General features: G+C 63.7%; 13 protein-coding genes. 6 read left to right on the plus strand and 7 right to left on the minus strand.

Annotation, left to right across the window (positions count from 1 at the left end):
- The first annotated feature begins 103 nt into the window (after nt 1–103).
- From I6L32_RS21195 to I6L32_RS21205, 3 genes are read left to right on the plus strand one after another with little or no spacing between them, the layout of a single operon-like run.
- On the plus strand, nt 104–1636 hold the full coding sequence (locus I6L32_RS21195) for an efflux RND transporter periplasmic adaptor subunit (protein WP_216944460.1): 1533 nt from the start codon (nt 104–106) through the stop codon (nt 1634–1636).
- On the plus strand, nt 1633–4761 hold the full coding sequence (locus I6L32_RS21200) for an efflux RND transporter permease subunit (protein WP_216944461.1): 3129 nt from the start codon (nt 1633–1635) through the stop codon (nt 4759–4761). Before I6L32_RS21195 ends, I6L32_RS21200 begins: the two co-directional genes overlap by 4 nt.
- A 44-nt stretch (nt 4762–4805) precedes the next feature.
- A complete protein-coding gene (locus I6L32_RS21205; RefSeq protein ID WP_216944462.1) occupies nt 4806–5159 on the plus strand; it encodes a copper-binding protein in 354 nt (117 codons plus the stop codon).
- A gap of 73 nt (nt 5160–5232) precedes the next feature.
- On the opposite strand, the gene I6L32_RS21210 is transcribed toward I6L32_RS21205, so the two are convergent.
- A complete protein-coding gene (locus I6L32_RS21210) occupies nt 5233–6927 on the minus strand; it encodes a pyridoxal-dependent decarboxylase (RefSeq protein WP_216944463.1) in 1695 nt (564 codons plus the stop codon).
- Between the two features lie 176 nt (nt 6928–7103).
- Entirely contained in the window at nt 7104–8117 is a 1014-nt protein-coding gene (locus I6L32_RS21215; RefSeq protein WP_216944464.1) for a lipoate--protein ligase, read from the minus strand.
- Nucleotides 8118–8585: 468 nt separating this feature from the next.
- Here I6L32_RS21215 and I6L32_RS21220 point away from each other — a divergent pair, with 468 nt between their 5' ends.
- A complete protein-coding gene (locus I6L32_RS21220) occupies nt 8586–10973 on the plus strand; it encodes a diguanylate cyclase (protein ID WP_254203906.1) in 2388 nt (795 codons plus the stop codon).
- A 33-nt stretch (nt 10974–11006) separates the two neighbouring features.
- On the opposite strand, the gene I6L32_RS21225 is transcribed toward I6L32_RS21220, so the two are convergent.
- Genes I6L32_RS21225 through I6L32_RS21245 form a run of 5 tightly spaced genes read right to left on the minus strand, consistent with a single transcriptional unit; the run spans nt 11007 to nt 16401 of the window.
- A complete protein-coding gene (locus I6L32_RS21225; RefSeq protein ID WP_216944466.1) occupies nt 11007–14165 on the minus strand; it encodes an efflux RND transporter permease subunit in 3159 nt (1052 codons plus the stop codon).
- Nucleotides 14158–15177 (minus strand): efflux RND transporter periplasmic adaptor subunit, encoded by a 1020-nt coding sequence (locus I6L32_RS21230; RefSeq protein WP_216945257.1) that lies wholly within the window; start codon nt 15175–15177, stop codon nt 14158–14160. Before I6L32_RS21230 ends, I6L32_RS21225 begins: the two co-directional genes overlap by 8 nt.
- A gap of 39 nt (nt 15178–15216) precedes the next feature.
- On the minus strand, nt 15217–15663 hold the full coding sequence (locus I6L32_RS21235) for a YeeE/YedE family protein (protein WP_039039223.1): 447 nt from the start codon (nt 15661–15663) through the stop codon (nt 15217–15219).
- A gap of 13 nt (nt 15664–15676) precedes the next feature.
- Nucleotides 15677–16090, minus strand: a complete 414-nt coding sequence (locus tag I6L32_RS21240) for a YeeE/YedE family protein (protein ID WP_042881673.1) — start codon at nt 16088–16090, stop codon at nt 15677–15679.
- Nucleotides 16087–16401, minus strand: coding sequence for a helix-turn-helix transcriptional regulator (locus I6L32_RS21245; RefSeq protein WP_039039225.1), 315 nt, complete (start codon nt 16399–16401; stop codon nt 16087–16089). The genes I6L32_RS21240 and I6L32_RS21245 overlap by 4 nt, the downstream gene beginning before the upstream one ends.
- Nucleotides 16402–16486: 85 nt before the next feature.
- On the opposite strand from I6L32_RS21245, the gene I6L32_RS21250 reads away from it, so the two are divergent.
- Entirely contained in the window at nt 16487–16672 is a 186-nt protein-coding gene (locus tag I6L32_RS21250) for a DUF2892 domain-containing protein (protein ID WP_039039226.1), read from the plus strand.
- Nucleotides 16673–16724: 52 nt separating this feature from the next.
- Nucleotides 16725–17996: an NAD(P)/FAD-dependent oxidoreductase gene (locus tag I6L32_RS21255; RefSeq protein WP_039039227.1), complete on the plus strand. Its 1272-nt coding sequence runs from the start codon at nt 16725–16727 to the stop codon at nt 17994–17996.
- Nucleotides 17997–18085 lie beyond the last annotated feature (89 nt).

Consider the following 18085-nt stretch of genomic DNA (forward strand, 5'->3'; position numbering starts at 1 on the left):
GACAGAAGAGAAGAGATATCATGTCATTCCCCCCCGTTACCCGGTCTGCCTGCACGCGGCCGTGCCAGTGCCCCCTTCGCCTCCCGTGCGTCGGAGGCTTGTCATGAACAAGACGCTGTTGATGTCCGCCCTGCTGCTCGCCCTCGGCGCCGGTGGCGGCTACTGGGCCGCCAAACAGAGCACCGATGGCGCCAGTGCCAAAGAGAAGACGCCCCTCTACTGGGTCAACCCCATGGATCCGCGCGACAAGCGCGATGCCCCCGCCAAAGACAACATGGGGATGGACTTCATCCCCGTCTATGAGGAAAAACAGGGCGGCTCACCGGGCACAGTCACCATCAGCCCGGAGATCCAGCAGAACCTGGGGGTGCGGCTCGCCAAGGTGGAGAAGATCCCCATCCACCAGCAGATCGAGACGGTGGGCTATGTCGGCTATGACGAGGACAAGCTGGAGGCGGTCAACGCCCGCATGGCGGGCTGGATCCGCACCCTCGCCATCAAGAGCGAGGGGCAGCAGGTGAGCAAGGGGAGCCTTATTTACGAGCTCTATGCCCCGGATCTGGTCAATGCCCAGCACGAGTACCTGCTCGCCCTCAACACAGCCAACCCCCTGCTGCTGCGCGCCGCCGAGGGCAAGCTCAAGTCCTTGCAGGTGCCAGCGGATCAGATTGCGGCCCTCAAGGGCAGCCGTCAGGTGCAGGAGACGGTGCGCATCTATGCCCCCAGCAGCGGCTATGTCTCCGAGCTGAAGGTGCGCGAAGGCCAGTATGTGGAGCCCGCCGCAGCGCTCTTTAACATCAGTACCCTCAAGCAGGTATGGGTGAGTGCCGAGGTGTTCGAGCGCCAGGCGACCCAGCTGAAGGTAGGCGATCCGGTCACCATGACCCTCGACTATGCCCCCGGCCGCCACTGGCAGGGCCGGGTCGATTACCTCTACCCGACTCTGGATGCCACCACCCGTACTCTCAAGGTACGGCTGCGCTTCGCCAACCCGGACGAGTTTCTGAAGCCCAATATGTTCGCCAAGGTGAGCATTCGCACCGGGCAGGGAGAGCCGCAACTGGTTGTGCCGAGCGAAGCGGTGATCCGCACCGGCAGTCAGGATCGGCTGGTGCTGGCGCTGGGGGATGGCAGCTTCAAATCGGTGGCCGTCACTCTGGGCCCCCAGTTTGGCGACAAGGTGGCCATCAAGGCTGGGGTAGAGGCTGGGGATAACATCGTCAGCTCGGCCCAGTTCCTGCTCGACTCCGAATCGGCCATCGATTCGGACTTCCAGCGCATGACGGCGGTGCGCCCCGCCCAGGTGTGGACCCAGGGGGAGGTTGAAAGCATCGATCTGGCCAACCGTACCCTGATGGTCTCCCACCAGCCCATCCCCGAGTGGCAGTGGCCCGCCATGGAAATGGAGTTCGCCGTCGCCGATGAGGTCGATATCAGCAAGCTGGCCGAGGGACAGACCCTGCACCTGCAAGTAATGCAGGAGGGGGATGAGTACCGCATCACCACCATCCATCAAGAGCAAGCGCCCGCAACTGGCGACACCGCCAAGCCTGCGGCAGATGAGATGGGCAAGATGGAAGGCATGGACCATAGCCAGCATCAGATGGCGATGCCCGAGGTGGAGAAGAAGTCATGATCCCCTCGATTATTCGCTGGTCCATCGGCAACCGCTTTCTGGTGCTGCTATTGACCGTCATGCTCACCGCCTGGGGGCTCTGGTCGGTCAAACAGACCCCGGTGGACGCCCTGCCGGATCTCTCCGACGTGCAGGTGATCATCAAGACGGCCTATCCGGGCCAGGCACCCCAGGTGGTGGAGGATCAGGTCACCTACCCGCTCACCACCGCCATGCTGGCGGTGCCGGGGGCCACCACGGTGCGCGGCTACTCCTTCTTCGGCGACTCCTTCGTCTATGTGCTGTTTGACGACAACACCGACCTCTACTGGGCCCGTGCCCGGGTGCTGGAGTACCTAAGCCAGGTTGCCCCCAACCTGCCCGCCTCTGCCCGTCCCCAGCTCGGCCCCGATGCCACCGGGGTGGGCTGGGTCTATCAGTACGCGCTGGTGGACAGAACCGGCAAGCACGACCTCAGCCAGCTCACCTCCCTGCAGAACTGGTTCCTCAAGTACGAGTTGCAGACGGTGGAGGGGGTCTCCGAAGTCGCCACCGTGGGCGGCATGGTGCGCCAGTATCAGGTGCGGGTCGACCCGGACAAGCTGCGCGCCTACGGCATCCCGCTTTCCCTTATCGAGACAGCCATCAAGCAGGGCAATCAGGAGACAGGCGCCTCCGTCATCGAGATGGCGGAAGCGGAGTACATGGTGCGCTCCAACGGCTATCTGAAAAGCGTGGAGGACTTAAAACAGATTCCCCTCGGCACCACTGTGCGCGGTGCCCCGCTGCTGCTGGGCGACGTGGCGGATGTGGTCACCGGGCCCCAGAGCCGACGCGGCCTGGCCGAGCTCAACGGTGAAGGGGAAGTGGTGGGCGGCATTATCGTCATGCGCTATGGCGAGAATGCCCAGCACACCATCGACGGGGTCAAGGCGCGGCTCGCCCAGCTCAAAAGCAGCCTGCCGGAGGGGGTGGAGGTGGTCACCGTGTACGATCGATCCGACCTTATCCAGCGCGCCATCGACAACCTCTCCGGCAAGCTGGTGGAGGAGTTCGCGGTGGTGGTGCTGGTCTGCCTCGCCTTCCTGTTCCACCTGCGCTCATCCCTGGTGGTGGTCATCTCCCTCCCTATTGCGATTTTGACCGCCTTTATCGTGATGCACCTGCAGGGGATCAACGCCAACATCATGTCGCTGGGCGGCATCGCCATCGCCATCGGCGCCATGGTGGATGGCGCCATCGTGATGATCGAGAACGTCCACAAGCACATGGAGCGGGAGGCGCTCACCGACAAGAACCGCTGGCGCATCATCACCGAGGCGAGCATAGAGGTCGGGCCCGCCATCTTCTTCTCCCTGCTGATCATCACCATCAGCTTCCTGCCGGTGTTCGCGCTGGAGGCGCAGGAGGGGCGGATGTTCCACCCGCTCGCCTACACCAAGACCTATGCCATGGCGGCCGCGGCCGGGCTCGCCATCACGCTGGTGCCGGTGATCATGGGCTACTTCATCCGTGGCAAGGTGCTGGCGGAGCAGGCCAACCCGCTCAACCGCTGGCTGAGCCAGGGCTATGTGCCGCTGCTCAAAGCCGTGCTGGCTCGTCCGAAAACCACTCTGGCCATCGCCGCCGTGGTGACGGTGGCGGGTTTCTGGCCGCTCAAGTACCTGGGTTCCGAGTTCATTCCGCCGCTCGATGAGGGGGACATCATGTACATGCCCACCACGGCGGCCAATATCTCGGTGGGCAAGGCGCGGGAGATCTTGCAGCAGACCGACAAGCTCATTCGTACCGTGCCCGAGGTGCAGAACGTGTTCGGCAAGGCGGGGCGCGCCGAATCGGCCACCGACCCCGCCGATCTGGTGATGATGGAGACCAGCATCCAGCTCAAGCCCCGCGATCAGTGGCGACCCGGCATGACCCCGGAGAAGCTGAAAGAAGAGCTCGACTCCCTCATCCGCTTCCCCGGTCTCACCAACGCCTGGGTGCCCCCCATCAAGACCCGCATCGACATGCTGGCCACCGGTATCAAGACCCCGGTCGGCATCAAGATAGCGGGGCCGGATCTCAAGGTGATCCAGCAGCTCGGCCAGCAGCTGGAACAGATCGTCGGCAAGGTGGAGGGCGCCTCATCGGTCTACGCCGAGCGGGTGGCGGGTGGGCGTTACGTCAAGGTGGACATCGACCGGCTCAAGGCGGCCCGCTACGGCCTCAATATCGCCGACGTGCAGGCGGTGCTCGCCACCGCGGTGGGCGGCATGGAAGTGGGCCAGACCATCGAGGGGCGCGAGCGTTACCCCATCAACCTGCGCTATCCCCAGAGCTATCGCGATTCGGTGGCGAGCCTCGAGCTGCTGCCCGTGGTGACCCCGAGCGGCGCGCGCATCGCGCTGGCGGACGTGGCCCAGGTTTACATCAGCGATGAGGCCCCCATGCTGCGCAGTGAAAATGCGCGGCTCAACGGTTGGGTCTACGTCGATATTCGCGGCCGCGATATCGGCTCTTTTGTAGATGAGGCCAAGGCAGAGGTAGGCAAGCAGCTGGTACTGCCGGCGGGCTACGCCCTCACCTGGTCCGGCCAATACGAGTACATGGAGCGGGCCAAGGCGCGCCTCGCCTACGTGGTGCCGCTCACGGTCGCCATTATCGTGCTGCTGCTCTATCTGGCGTTTCGCCGCGTTCAGGAGGTGTTGCTCATTCTCACCACCTTGCCGCTGGCGGTAGTGGGCGGGATCTGGACCCTCTGGCTGCTCGACTTCAACCTCTCGGTGGCGGTGGGAGTGGGCTTTATCGCCCTGGCCGGGGTGGCGGTGGAAACCGGCGTCCTGATGCTGGTCTACCTCAACCACGCCTGGGATGACATCGTGGCCTGCGGCAAGCCGGACCAGGCGGGCCTGCACCGGGCGGTGATCCACGGCGCCGCCCTGCGCCTGCGCCCCAAGATGATGACGGTGGTGACCATCATCGCCGGCCTGCTGCCCATCATGTGGAGCCACGGCACCGGATCCGAGGTGATGCAGCGCATCGCCGCCCCCATGATCGGCGGCATGGTGAGCGCGCTGGTGCTGACCCTCTTGGTGCTGCCTGCGGCCTACTACCTGTGGCGCAGCCGCAGCCTTGGCAAGAGCGCGAACCCGCAATCCGAATAACCCGATTTCACGATCCATATTGACTGAACGATAAGGAAACCATCATGAACTACAAGACGCTGACCCTGATCCTGCTGCTTGGCCTTGCCACCCATACCGGCCTGCAGGCCGAGGAGATGATGAACCATGCCGGCCACGACATGGGCCAGATGAGCCAGATGGAAGGCATGAACGAGATGGCGATGACCCAGGGGGTCATCAGCCGCATCGACGCGGCCAACGGCAAGGTCGGCATCAAGCACGAGGCCATCGCGAACCTCAAGATGCCGGCGATGACCATGGTGTTTCGGGTGGCCGATCCCGCACTGCTCAAGGATCTGAAAGTGGGGGATGCGGTGCGCTTTCACGCCGAAAACCCGGCCGGCAAGCTCACCGTGACCGCTATCCAGAAACGGTAACCACTGCCTTGAGCCATAAAAACGGCGGGATTATCCCGCCGTTTTTATTTATGACATCACAAGATGCGGCTCTTCAGCCACGAATATGCGCGATAAAGGCGTCGATCTGCTCACGGCCGCATGCGGGGTTCATGAAGACCGCCTTCTCCCCGGCGATATAGGAGTACTTGCCGCGAGAGTCATAGTCGGAGTGAGCGATGGCCTCCACCCAGTTGGTGTAGAGCCCCACCTTGCCGCGTCCCTTGAACAGGCTGCGGTGGTAGTCGGTGTTGCGCTGCAAGCGCGCCTTGTAGGCGGGATCGCTGGAGCGCGCCAGCTCGAAGGCGAATTCGGCTTCCGGGTCCTGTACCCACTCGGGGTTGTAGATCTTGAAGCCCACGCTCGGCCCCTGGTTCTCCTGGGCCACCAGCTTGACGTTGCCGAGCTGGCTTAACCGGAAGCGGAAGTAGTTGGCGTTTTGCAGGCAGTGGGCCAGCACGGTGCGATACCCCTCCACCCCCAGGTAGTTGAGGGCCGCATAGGCACCGAACAGGCCGCTCGCCCCACGGGAACACTCGATGGTGGATTGCAGGTGAGTCTGACCCTGGATGTCCCGCTCAAAGTAGGAGAAGTTCTCCGGATCGTTCTCCATCGCCTTGAGATCGTCCTGCTCTTTTATCATCACCAGGCTGGAGGTGTAGGGCACATAACCCCACTTCTGGAAGTCCACGGTGAAGGAGTCGGCATATCTGAGCTCGGCGAAGCGGCTCACGTTGCGCTCGATCCCCGCCAGGGTGGCGGCGTTGATGGCGAGCGGATTGGCGGCAAAGTCGTAATCCAGGAAGAAGATCATCGACCAGCCGATGGCGGCGTCGACGTGGATGTGGGGCCTGACCGCCACCTCGAAGCGCTCGCAGAGCCTGTCCCGCAGCTCGACCACGGGTTTGACCTGATCCACCCCGAAGGTGTCGGTGGTGCCCATGGTGAGCATGATGGTGGGCACCACGTGATGAAGGGCGAAGCAGGCGGTCAGGGTACGCTCGAGGTGGTCGAGATCGATGTCGTTGTTCTCGCCGACCTGGATGCGGATGGTCTTGTTCTCGATGTCCACCCCGAGCAGGGAGAGGTTGGTGATGTTGGAGTAGTGACCGCCCTGGGAGTTGATGATGCGGTAGTCCTGATAATGGCCTAGCCCCTTGTGCTTGGCCTGTGGCAGGCTCTTGCGGATGCCGAGCAGGTAGCCGTAGAGGTTACAAAACGTCCCTCCCTGGGTGAAGATGCCGGTGGCGCGGGCCGGGTCATAACCCGCCAGCAGCGCTATCTGGCGCACCACCTTCTTCTCCAGCTCCTCCGCCACCCCGGCGTATTCGGAGTAGACCAGGTTGGGGTTGGCCAATATGCCCATCTGGGCGCCATAGATGGCGGGATCCGCCGACATGGTGATGACGTTCTCGACGCTGGAGGGGTTCTCCCAATCCTTTGACAAGGCGCCGGCAAACAGCAGCTCCGCCATGGGCTCCCCCGGGGTGCGCATGGTGGCCGGCACCGGCATGGTTTCGCAGAGATCCGCCAGACGGGCGCGACCATCGGGCCAGGCATTGAGCCGCGCATCCGGCGCCAGTCCACGGGCGCGAAACTCGTTGAGGGTGGCAAAGCCGGGCTCGCGAAAGACCGGCCAGAGATCGGGATTGCGGGAGAAGAAGTGGGCTTTGACGGTGGCAAAATGGCGGGCGAATTCGGGGGAGACGGCGTTGACGCCCCCATCTTTCAGATAGACCAAGTGATTCATTTTTATACCATTGATACTGCTGAGGTGCGGTTTTTATACTCCAGTGACACCTCTATCAACAGAGACAATAACTAATGGTCTGCCCTACTTTTTGTCATGTTGGCGCCCTGACGGGCGCCGCGCCCCCTCTTCCCTCTTTTCCCCTGTTCATCTTGTGATCCTGGTCATGGGCAAGGTCAGCGCAGGGCGGTCAGCAGCCATGCCGAAAACCCTTCCAGCTCGGGGTTGGCCGAAAACGTCGCCCGCCACTGACGCAGCAACGCGGCGATGGCGTCGGGACGATAGGCCACCCCGGGCAGGCGTGCGGCCAGGTCATCCAGGGGCGCAGGGTCCAGGGTGTCGCTGAAGATCTGTGCCCTTCCTATCACCCCCTTCTCCACGTCGAAATGAAGCTCGACCCCACCCCAGGGGAAACGCTCCTCCAGCAGGTGGCTGAAGGCGGGAGCATGGCCGAAGTTCCACTCCCAGCTGCGTTGGCGGGCAAAGGTCTCGGCAAAGCCGGGCAGGTCGGGCATCCGCTCGGGGGAGATGTGCTCGGGCGGCACCACCTCACCGTAATGGGCAAAGAAGGCGTCGCACAGGGCCTGCACCACCTGCTCATGACCCAGGCCAGGCAACAGCTCACCAAGGTTCGCCACCCGGCTTCTCACCGAGCTGATACCCTTGGCCGCCAGCTTCTTGGGGTCGGGATTGAGGTAGTGGGCGAGGCGGCCGAGATCGGCGTCCAGCAGCAGGGTACCGTGGTGAAAGCCGCGATCATGGGTCTCCCGGTAGGCCGAACCCGACACCTTGCGATCCCCGTCCGGGGTCGCCACCAGCAGGTCGTTGCGCCCAGAGGCAAAAGCGCTCACGCCGAGTCTGGCGAGGGCATCAATGACGATGGTGGTGGAGACGCTCTTGTCATAGCCGGGCTTGCCCGCCATGAAGGTGAAACAGCTGTTGCCAAGGTCGTGGAACACGGCGCCGCCCCCGCTGCTGCGCCGGGCCAGGGTCACCCCGTCCTCTTCCATGCGGCGGGTGTTGCACTCCTTCCAGGGGTTCTGGGCCCGGCCTATCACCACCGTATTGTCGTTGCGCCACAGGAACAGCACCCGCTGGGCCGGGTCCATCTGGCGAAAAATGCACTCCTCCACCGCGAGGTTGAACAGGGGATCGTGGGAATCGGAGAGCAGCAGGCGCAAGGAAGACATGACAGGACCTTCTCGGAAAACAGGAAACGGATGACTACCATACCACCCTGAACGAAGGAAGGCGTCCCCCGACCGCCACAGGTCGACACCCGATCGGGGCAAGAGCATCAACTTCTGATACGACAGGAGAAGACAAGAGGGAGTCGCCGAAAACATGCAGCTTATCATTAACAGGCGAGAAGAGAGGCGGCAGCCACCCCTCCTGGAATGACACCTTATGCCCTTGTCACCGGGCCGGTGACGGGTTGACAAGGTTTCAAAATGAGCCGTGACGCCCATTGACGTGATGAATGACACAAAAATGACTTTTACTGCCTCCCGCGCCCCATCTTATTGGGGCTTGCTCCCCTTGCGAATAACAGGAAATTGTTTGACTCTAGCCAGAAGAGCACCTCCCGAGAGAACAGCGGTATGACGGAGTCCGATGCATCTCGCCAGCCTGTACGCTTGCTTCTGCCCTTCTGGGTGATGATTGCCACCCTGACCACGGCTCACCTCAGGGCGGATGAGCGCGTCATCCTGCAGCTTCCCTGGCAGCACCAGTTCCAGTTTGCCGGTTACTACGCCGCCATCGCCAAGGGGTTCTACCGGGAGGCCGGCCTGCAGGTCACCCTGCGGGAGGCGGGGCCGGGCACCGACGTCATCAATGAAGTCACCACGGGTCGCGCCCAGTTCGGCATCCGCGGCAGCGATCTGCTGCTGGCCCGGGCAGCAGGTCGCCCTGTGGTGGTGCTCGCCGCCATGTTGCAGCACTCCCCCCTGATGCTCATCACCCTGGAGCGGCCGGATATCCAGACCCCGGGCGATCTGGCCAACAAGCGGCTGATGCTCGAACCCGGCTCCAACGAGCTGCTCACCTACCTGCATCGCTACACCCGCAGCCGGCAGTGGGAGACCCTGCCCTACGAGCGGGGGGTACAGGCACTGCTGAGGGGCCAGGCGGACGCCATCAGCGCCTACAGCACAACCGAGCCCTTCACCCTGCAGCAACAGGGCATTCCCTACCGGGTGTTCAGTCCCCGCGACATCGGGTACGACTTCTACGGAGACAACCTCTTCACCTCGGAAAATGAGGTCTTCAACCAGCAGGAACGGGTCCAGCGCTTCTTGCAGGCCAGCCTCAAGGGGTGGCGCTATGCCATGGATCATCCCGAGGAGATGATCAACCTGATCCTGGAGCACTACCCCAGCGGGGCCGGGCGCGAGGCGCTCGCCTTCGAGGCCCGTGAAACCCGGGCCCTGATGCAACCCGACATCATCGAGCCCGGCTACATGCAGCAGGATCGCTGGCAGCAGATCGCCCGCACCTACCAGGAGGCCGGGATGATCAAGGCGGTGCCCAACCTCACCCCCTTCCTCTACAACAGTACCCAGGCGAGCCTTCGCCAGCAGCGCCAACTGCTCGACAGGAGCGTGGCCATCGCCATGCTGATCTCCTTCTCCCTGCTGGCCCTGCTCGGCGTCTTCCTGCACCTCTATCTGCGTCTGCGGGAAGAGGCCAGTGACCGACAGCGGCTCACCCGGGAACTGGCCCAGCGCGAGCAGCACTACCGCTTCGTGGCGGAGAACAGCGGCGACGTGATCTGGACCATGGATACCAATAGCCTGCGTTTTCGTTACATCAGCCCCGCCATCGCATCCCTGAGCGGCTATGAACCCGCCGAACTCTTTGCCCTCTCCCTGCGCCAGCTGCTCCCCGATGAGTCCTGGAAACAGCTTCGCGACGGCATCACCGTCTCCCTCGAGGCCTGGCAACGGGGGGATCATGGACAGACCCGGTGCGTCATTCACTCCCAGCTGCGCCACAAGCAGGGTCATCTGGTGACCATCGAGACGGTCACCACCTTGCACGGCAGCACCAGTACAAGACCGGACGCCATTTTGGGGGTGACCCGGGATGTCACCGAACGTTCGGCCCGGGAAGAGATGATGCGCCGCCTCGCCTTCTATGACCCCCTCACCGGCCTGGCCAACCGCCGCCTGCTGCAACAGCGGCTCAAGGAGACCCTGGAGCAGGCTCCACAGCAGCCCCTGGCCCTGGTCTTCATCGATCTCGACCACTTCAAGCCCATCAATGACACCTTCGGCCACGAAACCGGCGACCTGCTGCTCAAGCTGGTGGCCGAGCGCATGGGGGAGTGCGTCAGGGAAGAAGACCTGGTGGCACGCCTTGGGGGGGACGAGTTCGTGATCATGCTGCCCGATACGGATGCCTCAGGCCTCGCGGTCGCCGACAAGCTGCACCGCTGCCTGCATCACCCCTTCCAGCTTGAACAGCAGGCGCTGCGCATCTCCGGCAGCATAGGGGTCGCCCTCTACCCGGATCACGGCGCCGATCCCAAGACCCTGATGCACCACGCCGATCAGGCCATGTATCAGGCCAAGCACCATGGCCGGGGCAGGGTCTGCCTGTTTTCCACCGGGCAGGATCCCCTCCCCGGCACCCTGCAATGGCAGCCCGCCCACGCATGCGGCCACCCCCGCATCGATGCGGACCACCGCCAGCTCTACCTGCTGGCCAACCGCTTGCTCGAGCACATGCAGGATCCCGGCATCCATCCGGATGCCTTACTGGCAGACATGGCGCAGATATTCGAGATGGCGCGCCAGCACTTCCTCCTCGAAGAGCAGGTCCTCGCGCAATACGGCTATGAGGAGCTGGCGGCCCATCGCCAGGAGCACCAGCATCTGCTGAAAAAAGCCGGCCAGCTGATGGCGGCCGCACAGGCGGGCACCCTTGGCAACGATGCCCTGCTCAACTTCATCATCCAGGAGCTGGTCGTGGGTCACATGAGCCAGGCGGATCGCCGTTATTTCCCCCTGATGAAAACCTGCGATGCCCGCGAGGCGGTGTGATGCCAGAAAACAGGGGGCACGTGCCCCCTGTGTTTACCTCTGACTTCGGCAAACGAGCAGGCTGTAGTAGAGCAGCGGGATCACCACCAGGGTGAGCAGGGTGGAAACCAGGATCCCGAAGATCAGGCTGATGGCGAGGCCATTGAAGATGGGGTCATCCAGGATGAAAAGCGCCCCTATCATGGCCGCCAGCGCCGTCAGCATGATGGGTTTGGCTCGCACCTGCGCCGCCTCGATCACCGCCTGCTCGAACGCCACGCCACTCGCCCGCTGCTGCTCGATGAAATCCACCAGCAGGATGCTGTTGCGCACGATGATCCCGGCCAGGGCGATCATCCCGATCATCGAGGTGGCGGTAAACTGGGCCCCCAGCAGGGCGTGACCCGGCATCACCCCGATGAGGGTGAGCGGAATGGGGGCCATGATGATGAGCGGCACCAGATAGGAGCGGAACTGGGCCACCACCAGCAGGTAGATGAGGATCATCCCCACTCCGTAGGCTAGCCCCATATCGCGGAAGGTCTCGTAGGTTATCTTCCACTCCCCGTCCCACAAGAGCGCCACCTCCCCCAGCTTGTCGGGCTGATGCACGTAATACTGTGGCAGCGAGATGTCGGCACCGGCGGCAAACATGCCGTAGAGCGGGCTGTCGGTATGGCCGCCCATGTCAGCCACCACCATCACCATGGGCTGCATGTTCTTGTGCATGAGGTAGCTGGGGGCCACCTCGTCACGACGGCTCACCAGCTCGGAGACCCGCACCAGCTGGCCGCTCTGGCTGCGTACCTTGAGAGCCAGGATGCCGGTCAGATCCCGCTTGTCACCGGGGGCGAGCTCGATACGGATCGGTACCGGATACTTGGCGCCTTGCCCCTGCAGCCAGCTGGCATCCTGATAACCCACGCCCCCGTTGAGGGTAGCCACCAGATCCCCGAGATCGACCCCGAGCAGGGCCGCCTGGGCGCGATCCACCACCAGCCGCCACTTGGGCTGAGGGTCGGTCAGATAGATGTCCACGTCCACCAGATCCGCCGTGGCCACAAAGCGGGCCTGTACGGCGCGGGCAGCGGCTTCACGGGCGGCCTGCGTCGGGCCATACACTTCCGCGACGATGGGTGACCAGACAGGCGGTCCCGGGGGCACCTCCACTACCTTGAGGTTGCCCCCTGCCGCACTGGCGATGGCCTGCAAGGGCGCACGCACCGACCGGGCAATCTCGTGACTGCTGCGATCCCGTTCATGCTTGTCCACCAGATTGACCTGGATGTCCCCCACGTTGGCGCCGCTGCGGATGAAGTAGTGGCGCACCAACCCGTTGAAGTTGATGGGGGCGGCGGTGCCGGCGTAGATCTGGTAATCCTTCACCTCGGGCACCCTGGCAAGCTCCCGACCCACCGCCAGCAGGGTGCGCTCGGTCTGCTCCAGGGTCGCCCCCTCCGGCATGTCGAGCACCAGCTGGAATTCCGACTTGTTGTCAAAGGGGAGCATCTTGAGCACCACCCACTGCACCACGGGCATGACGGCCGCCCCCGCCACCAGCAGCAGAATGACCAGCCAGAGCTTATGTCTCGCTCTTTTGGCACCCGCCCCCATCAGGAAAGGGGTCATCAGACGGTGAAAGAGCCCGACTTTGGCCTCCCCGTGGGCGACATGCCCCTCGCGCTTGAGCAGGTGATTGGCCAGCCAGGGGGAGAAGATGAAGGCCACCAGCAGGGAGATAAGCATCCCCATGCTGGCATTGATGGGGATGGGGCTCATGTAGGGGCCCATCAGGCCACTGACGAAGGCCATGGGCAGCAGGGCCGCGATGACGGTCAGGGTCGCCAGTATGGTCGGCCCCCCCACCTCGTCCACCGCGCCCGGAATGAGATCCTTGAGGGACCCCTTGCCCAGGCCGCGATGGCGGTGGATGTTCTCCACCACGACGATGGCGTCATCCACCAGGATGCCGATGGAGAAGATAAGCGCAAAGAGGGACACCCGGTTGAGGGTAAAGCCCCATGCCCAGGAGGCGAACAGGGTCAGTGCGAGGGTGATGACGATGGCGACCCCCACCACCAGCGCCTCGCGCCACCCCATGCTCACCAGCACCAGCAACACCACCGCCGTGGTGGCAAAGATGAGCTTGCCGATGAGGGTGTTGGATTTGGTCTCGGCGGTGACGCCGTAGTCACGGGTCACCGTCACCTCGACGCCAGCCGGGATGAGCCGGTTCCTGAGGCTCTCGACCCGTGCCTCCACCCGCTTGGCCACCTCCACCGCGTTCTGCCCCGGCTGCTTGCCGATGGCCAGGGTCACCGCCGGGTAGCTGGCTTGCCCCTGCCCCATCCAGCTTCGCTGGACCGGGGTCTCTTCCCCAAGCCCCACCCGGGCCACCTCACCGAGATAGACGGGCTTGTCGCCCTGCAACCCTACAACCAGCTCGCGGGCCTCCTGCTCGCTTTGCAGGAACTGCCCCACCTGCACCTTGATTTCCCGGTTATCCTGCACCACGGCCTGCTCGCTGCCCACCCGGTTGGCGGCCGCAAGTCGCTGGCTCAGTTCGCCCCAGCTGATGCCATGGGCGCTGAGGGCCGCCGGGTCCGGCATCACCCGCAGCACGGCGCGCTGGCCCCCCAGGCTGTAGATGTCCCGGGTACCGGGAATGCGCTTGAGTTCGGTCTCCAGCTCGTGGGCGACCCGGGTCAGATCGGGGGCCCCCAGTTGCTTGCTCCAGAGGGTCAGACTGACGATGGGAACATCATCGATCCCCCGGGGTTTTACCAGTGGCTGACCGACTCCGATCCCCTGTGGCAACCAGTCGCGGTTGGAGTCGAGCTGGTTGTTGAGATCCACGATGGCCTGCTCCCGGCTCACCCCCACCTTGAACACCACCACCAGCAGGGCGCCATCGGGTTGGGAGAAGGAGTAGAGGGTATCTATCCCCTTTATCTGGGAGACCACCTGCTCGGCAGGGGTGGTGACGAGGGACTCCACCTCTGCAGGGCTGGCACCCGGGAAGGGAATGTAGACGTCGGCGAAGGTGACATCGATCTGGGGCTCCTCCTCCTTGGGGGTCACCAGCACGGCAAAGAGGCCGAGCAAGAGCCCCACCAGCGCCAGCAGCGGGGTGATGGCCGAGCCCTGAAACAGGGCCGCCAGCCGACCCGCCGGCCCCAGGTGGCCATGGTTGTCGTTCAGATCGCTACTCATGGGACACCTCCTGTTGACGGCTCCAGGCATCGGGGGCCAGGGTATCACCGCCCTTGAGACCCGCCAGGACCTCGCACAGCCCAGCCTCGCAGTGGCCGACCCGCACCGGGGTCAGGGCCCATCCCTCCCCCTCTTTGAGGTAGACGCCGTTGAACTCCCCCTGCCGCAGCAGGGCGGGCTCCGGCACTTGCAACACCTGACGCTCACCCTGTTTGAGCTGCACCTTGAGCCACATGCCGGGCAGCACCCCTGCCGTGTTCGGCGGCAGATCGAGGCGCAGCCGGAAACTGTGGCTCTGGCTGTCGGCGTAGTTGAAGCGGGTCAGCTTGACGGGAGTCACGGCCTTGCCACCGGGCAGCAGCACCTGCACATCCGACGGCTGGCCGGCGAGAGCCAGCGCGGACTGGGGCAGCTCCAGCTCCACCCTCAGCTCGCCAAGGGAGAAACCGGATAGCAGCGGCGTACCGGGGGCCACCGTCTCCCCCAGCTCCACCAGCCGCCTGGTCACCACCCCGGCGTAGGGGGCGAGGATACGGGTATAGCCGTAGGCTTCCCGGGCCTGGATGAGGGCGGCCTCGGCGGCATTGACCTCGGCGCGGGCGGCCCGATCCGTTGCCTGGGCGTTGTCGAGCTGGGCCCGGGTGATCACCCCCTTGGCGATGAGGGCCTGATAACGGGTGAGCTGGCGCTCGGCCTCCACCTGCTGGGCCTGGGCCCTGGCCACCCGCGCCTCGGCGCCGGTCACGGCGGCAGACTGCTCCTTGCCGCTTATCTCGAGCAAGGGTTGCCCGGCCTGTACCTCGTCGTTCACATCCACCAACATGCGGGAGACCCGGCCACTGGTCTGGGCCGCGACCGTCCCCTGATGAATGGCGCTCACGGTACCGCTCAGGGTGAGCCAGTCGGTGACGCGCTGCGGGGTGAGCGTCAGCGACCCCTTGGCCTCCTCGGCCGCCACCAGGGTGGATGTCATGACCAGCAGGGTGGTCACCAGCAACCGGATTGTGTTCATCATGATTCTCCTTCCCTGGCTCATGGGCACCTTGAAAACTCAGGCAATACGGTGCTGGCGAGCCTTCTCCAGCACCCTGTTCCAGACCTTGTCCACCAGCAGGATCCCGGCCGCCATGGCCCCGATGAACAACAATATCATGGGCTGTCCGCTGGAAATGAGACTCAAGGCAGGCCCTGGGCAGATGCCCACCAGGCCCCAACCGATCCCGAACAGTGCGGCCCCGCCAATCAGGCGGCGATCCAGCACGGGAGCGGGAACCCGGGCCATGGGCTCCCCCAGCAGGCTCAGACGACGGGGTTTCACCAGCAGGAAGTAGCCCGGCATGAAGACAGCCAGGGCCCCTCCCATCACGAAGGCCAGGCTGGGATCCCAGGCACCGGCCAGATCGAGAAACCCGGTGACCCGCGCCGGATCCATCATCCCGGAGAGGGCCATTCCCAGCCCGAACAACAGACCCGCAAACACACTTGTCAGCAATTTCATGGCAATCAACCCGTCAAAACATGTGGTGAGTAAAGAACACGGTCGCCACGCCCATCCCCATAAAGGTGAGCGTCGCCACCACGGAGCGCGTCGACAGCCGCCCCATGCCGCAGATGCCGTGACCGCTGGTGCAGCCATTGCCAAGGCGGGTGCCGATTCCCACCAGCAGGCCGGCCAGCAACACCACGGGCCAGCCGGGCAAGGCATCAAAGGCGGGCATGGTGGCCCAACCCAGGGTCAGCGCCAGCCAGGCCCCCAGTCCCAATCCCAGCAGAAACAGCACCCGCCAGGGGGTCTTGTACTGCATTGCACCGGCCAGAATGCCGCTGATCCCGGCCACCCGGCCGTTGAACAACATCAGGATCAGGGCCGAGAGCCCCGCCAGCATGCCGCCCCCCAACGAGAGCAGCCATTGGCTTTCCATCATCGAATTTCCTCATCTGAGTGACAAAAATGGGTTTGCAGCGCCGCCAGCACATCGGCCGCCGCCTCGCTCACCAGGGAGTAGTAGATCTGCTGGGAGACTTTGCGCGAGCGGATAAGGCCCTGGCGCTTCAATACCGACAGTTGCTGGGAGAAGGCCGACTGCCCGAGCTGGCTGTGGGCCAGCAGCTCCCCGACCCCCTTCTCCCCTTCCACCAGCTGGCAGAGCACCATCAGGCGTTCGGGATGAGCCAGCGCCTTGAGCAGGCCGGCGGCGGCTGTCGCATGTCGGTTCATCTCGTCGAAGTGGCTCATAAGATTAAATTAGCAATTGCTGATATTTGTTCTATTGTATAAAACAACTCTAAATTAGCAATCACTAAACAAAAGGAGACGAGAAATGACCGTCGATAACGGAGTCAGAGTGGTCGCGGGTGGCATGTTGCTGCTGTCGCTGCTGCTCACGGCCTGGGTCCACCCGGGCTTTGTCTGGTTGAGCGTCTTTGTCGGGGTCAACCTGATCCAGAGCGCGTTCACCGGGTTCTGTCCCGCCGCCGCCGTGCTCAGGCGAATGGGGCTCAAATAGGCAGGCGGACATATTGGCTCACAGGAGCCGTGTAATAGAGCGGAGGCTCATTATGGCAACCATCATCATCATCGGGGCAGGGTTGGGGGGCATGTCGGCCGCCTACGAGCTCAAGGCCGAACTCGGCAAGCAGCACGACGTCATCCTGGTGAACGACAAACCCGACTTTGAATTCAACCCTTCGAACCCGTGGATTGCGGTCCGGTGGCGAGAGCGCAAGGATATCTCCCTCCCCATAGAGCCTCATGTGAAGAAGAAGGGGATCCGCTTCATCCACGCCGCCCTGACCGGGTTGCAACCCCTCGAACAGCAGATCCGCCTCTCCGATGGCCAGCACCTGCACTACGACTTTCTGGTGCTCTGCACCGGCCCCGCACTCGCCTTTGAAGAGGTGCAGGGAGCAGGCCCGACGGCGGGCGGCACCGCCAGCGTCTGCACCCTCTCCCACGCAGAGGAGTGCCTGCACAGTGTCAACGGGCTGCTCGACGAACCGGGTCCGGTGATCGTCGGTGCCATGCCCGGCGCCTCCTGCTTCGGCCCGGCCTACGAATACGCCTTCATCCTCGATCGCCACCTGCGCGACAAGAAGGTGAGAAAGGACGTGCCCATGACCTTCGTCACCAGCGAACCCTACATCGGTCACCTCGGCCTCAACGGCGTGGGGGATTCCAAGGGCATGCTGGAGAGCGAGCTGCGCATGCGCGACATGCAATGGATCTGCAATGCCCGCACCGTGGCGGCCAGGGATGGGGTGATGACGGTGGAGGAGCTGGATGAAGATGGCAACGTCAAGCGCACCCACAGCCTCCCCTACAAGCATGCCATGATGCTGCCCGCCTTCGCCGGCATCAGCCCCCTGCGGGGCCTCGAGGGGCTGGTCAATCCCCGCGGGTTCGTCATCGTCGACGAACACCAGCGCAACCCTGTCTTCCCGCAGATTTACGCCGCCGGTGTCTGCATCGCCATCCCGCCCCAGCACAAGACGCCGGTACCGACCGGGGTGCCCAAGACCGGCTACATGATCGAGGCCATGGTGCGCACCCTGAGCCACAACATCAAGGCGGAGCTGGACGGCCAGCCCCCGGTCACCCGGGCGGTGTGGAATGCCATCTGTCTGGCGGACATGGGGGACACAGGGGCCGCCTTCGTGGCCATGCCGCAGATCCCGCCGCGCAACGTCGCCTGGTTCAAGAAAGGGAAGTGGGTCCACCTGGCCAAGATAGCGTTCGAGAAGTATTTCCTGCACAAGATGCAGGTGGGCGACACCGAACCCATCTATGAAAAACTGATGCTCAAATACCTGGGCATCGACAAGACCCGGTAACCCCCCAAGGGCCCGCCGGTGAAGGGAAGAGGGCTCCCTTCACCGGCGCTTTCATCTCTTTTTTATTATGTTTCAATATGTTGCTATCA

This window comes from Aeromonas sp. FDAARGOS 1402 (assembly GCF_019046925.1).
GTDB classification, from domain to species: Bacteria; Pseudomonadota; Gammaproteobacteria; order Enterobacterales; family Aeromonadaceae; genus Aeromonas; species Aeromonas caviae.

Coding starts and splice junctions, on each gene's coding strand:
- I6L32_RS21225 (WP_216944466.1), bottom strand. CDS start 14,165: ATGAGTAGCGATCTGAACGACAACCATGGCCACCTGGGGCCGGCGGGT.
- I6L32_RS21230 (WP_216945257.1), bottom strand. CDS start 15,177: ATGAACACAATCCGGTTGCTGGTGACCACCCTGCTGGTCATGACATCC.
- I6L32_RS21245 (WP_039039225.1), bottom strand. CDS start 16,401: ATGAGCCACTTCGACGAGATGAACCGACATGCGACAGCCGCCGCCGGC.
- I6L32_RS21205 (WP_216944462.1), top strand. CDS start 4,806: ATGAACTACAAGACGCTGACCCTGATCCTGCTGCTTGGCCTTGCCACC.
- I6L32_RS21250 (WP_039039226.1), top strand. CDS start 16,487: ATGACCGTCGATAACGGAGTCAGAGTGGTCGCGGGTGGCATGTTGCTG.
- I6L32_RS21215 (WP_216944464.1), bottom strand. CDS start 8,117: ATGTCTTCCTTGCGCCTGCTGCTCTCCGATTCCCACGATCCCCTGTTC.
- I6L32_RS21210 (WP_216944463.1), bottom strand. CDS start 6,927: ATGAATCACTTGGTCTATCTGAAAGATGGGGGCGTCAACGCCGTCTCC.
- I6L32_RS21200 (WP_216944461.1), top strand. CDS start 1,633: ATGATCCCCTCGATTATTCGCTGGTCCATCGGCAACCGCTTTCTGGTG.
- I6L32_RS21220 (WP_254203906.1), top strand. CDS start 8,586: ATGATTGCCACCCTGACCACGGCTCACCTCAGGGCGGATGAGCGCGTC.
- I6L32_RS21240 (WP_042881673.1), bottom strand. CDS start 16,090: ATGATGGAAAGCCAATGGCTGCTCTCGTTGGGGGGCGGCATGCTGGCG.
- I6L32_RS21195 (WP_216944460.1), top strand. CDS start 104: ATGAACAAGACGCTGTTGATGTCCGCCCTGCTGCTCGCCCTCGGCGCC.
- I6L32_RS21255 (WP_039039227.1), top strand. CDS start 16,725: ATGGCAACCATCATCATCATCGGGGCAGGGTTGGGGGGCATGTCGGCC.
- I6L32_RS21235 (WP_039039223.1), bottom strand. CDS start 15,663: ATGAAATTGCTGACAAGTGTGTTTGCGGGTCTGTTGTTCGGGCTGGGA.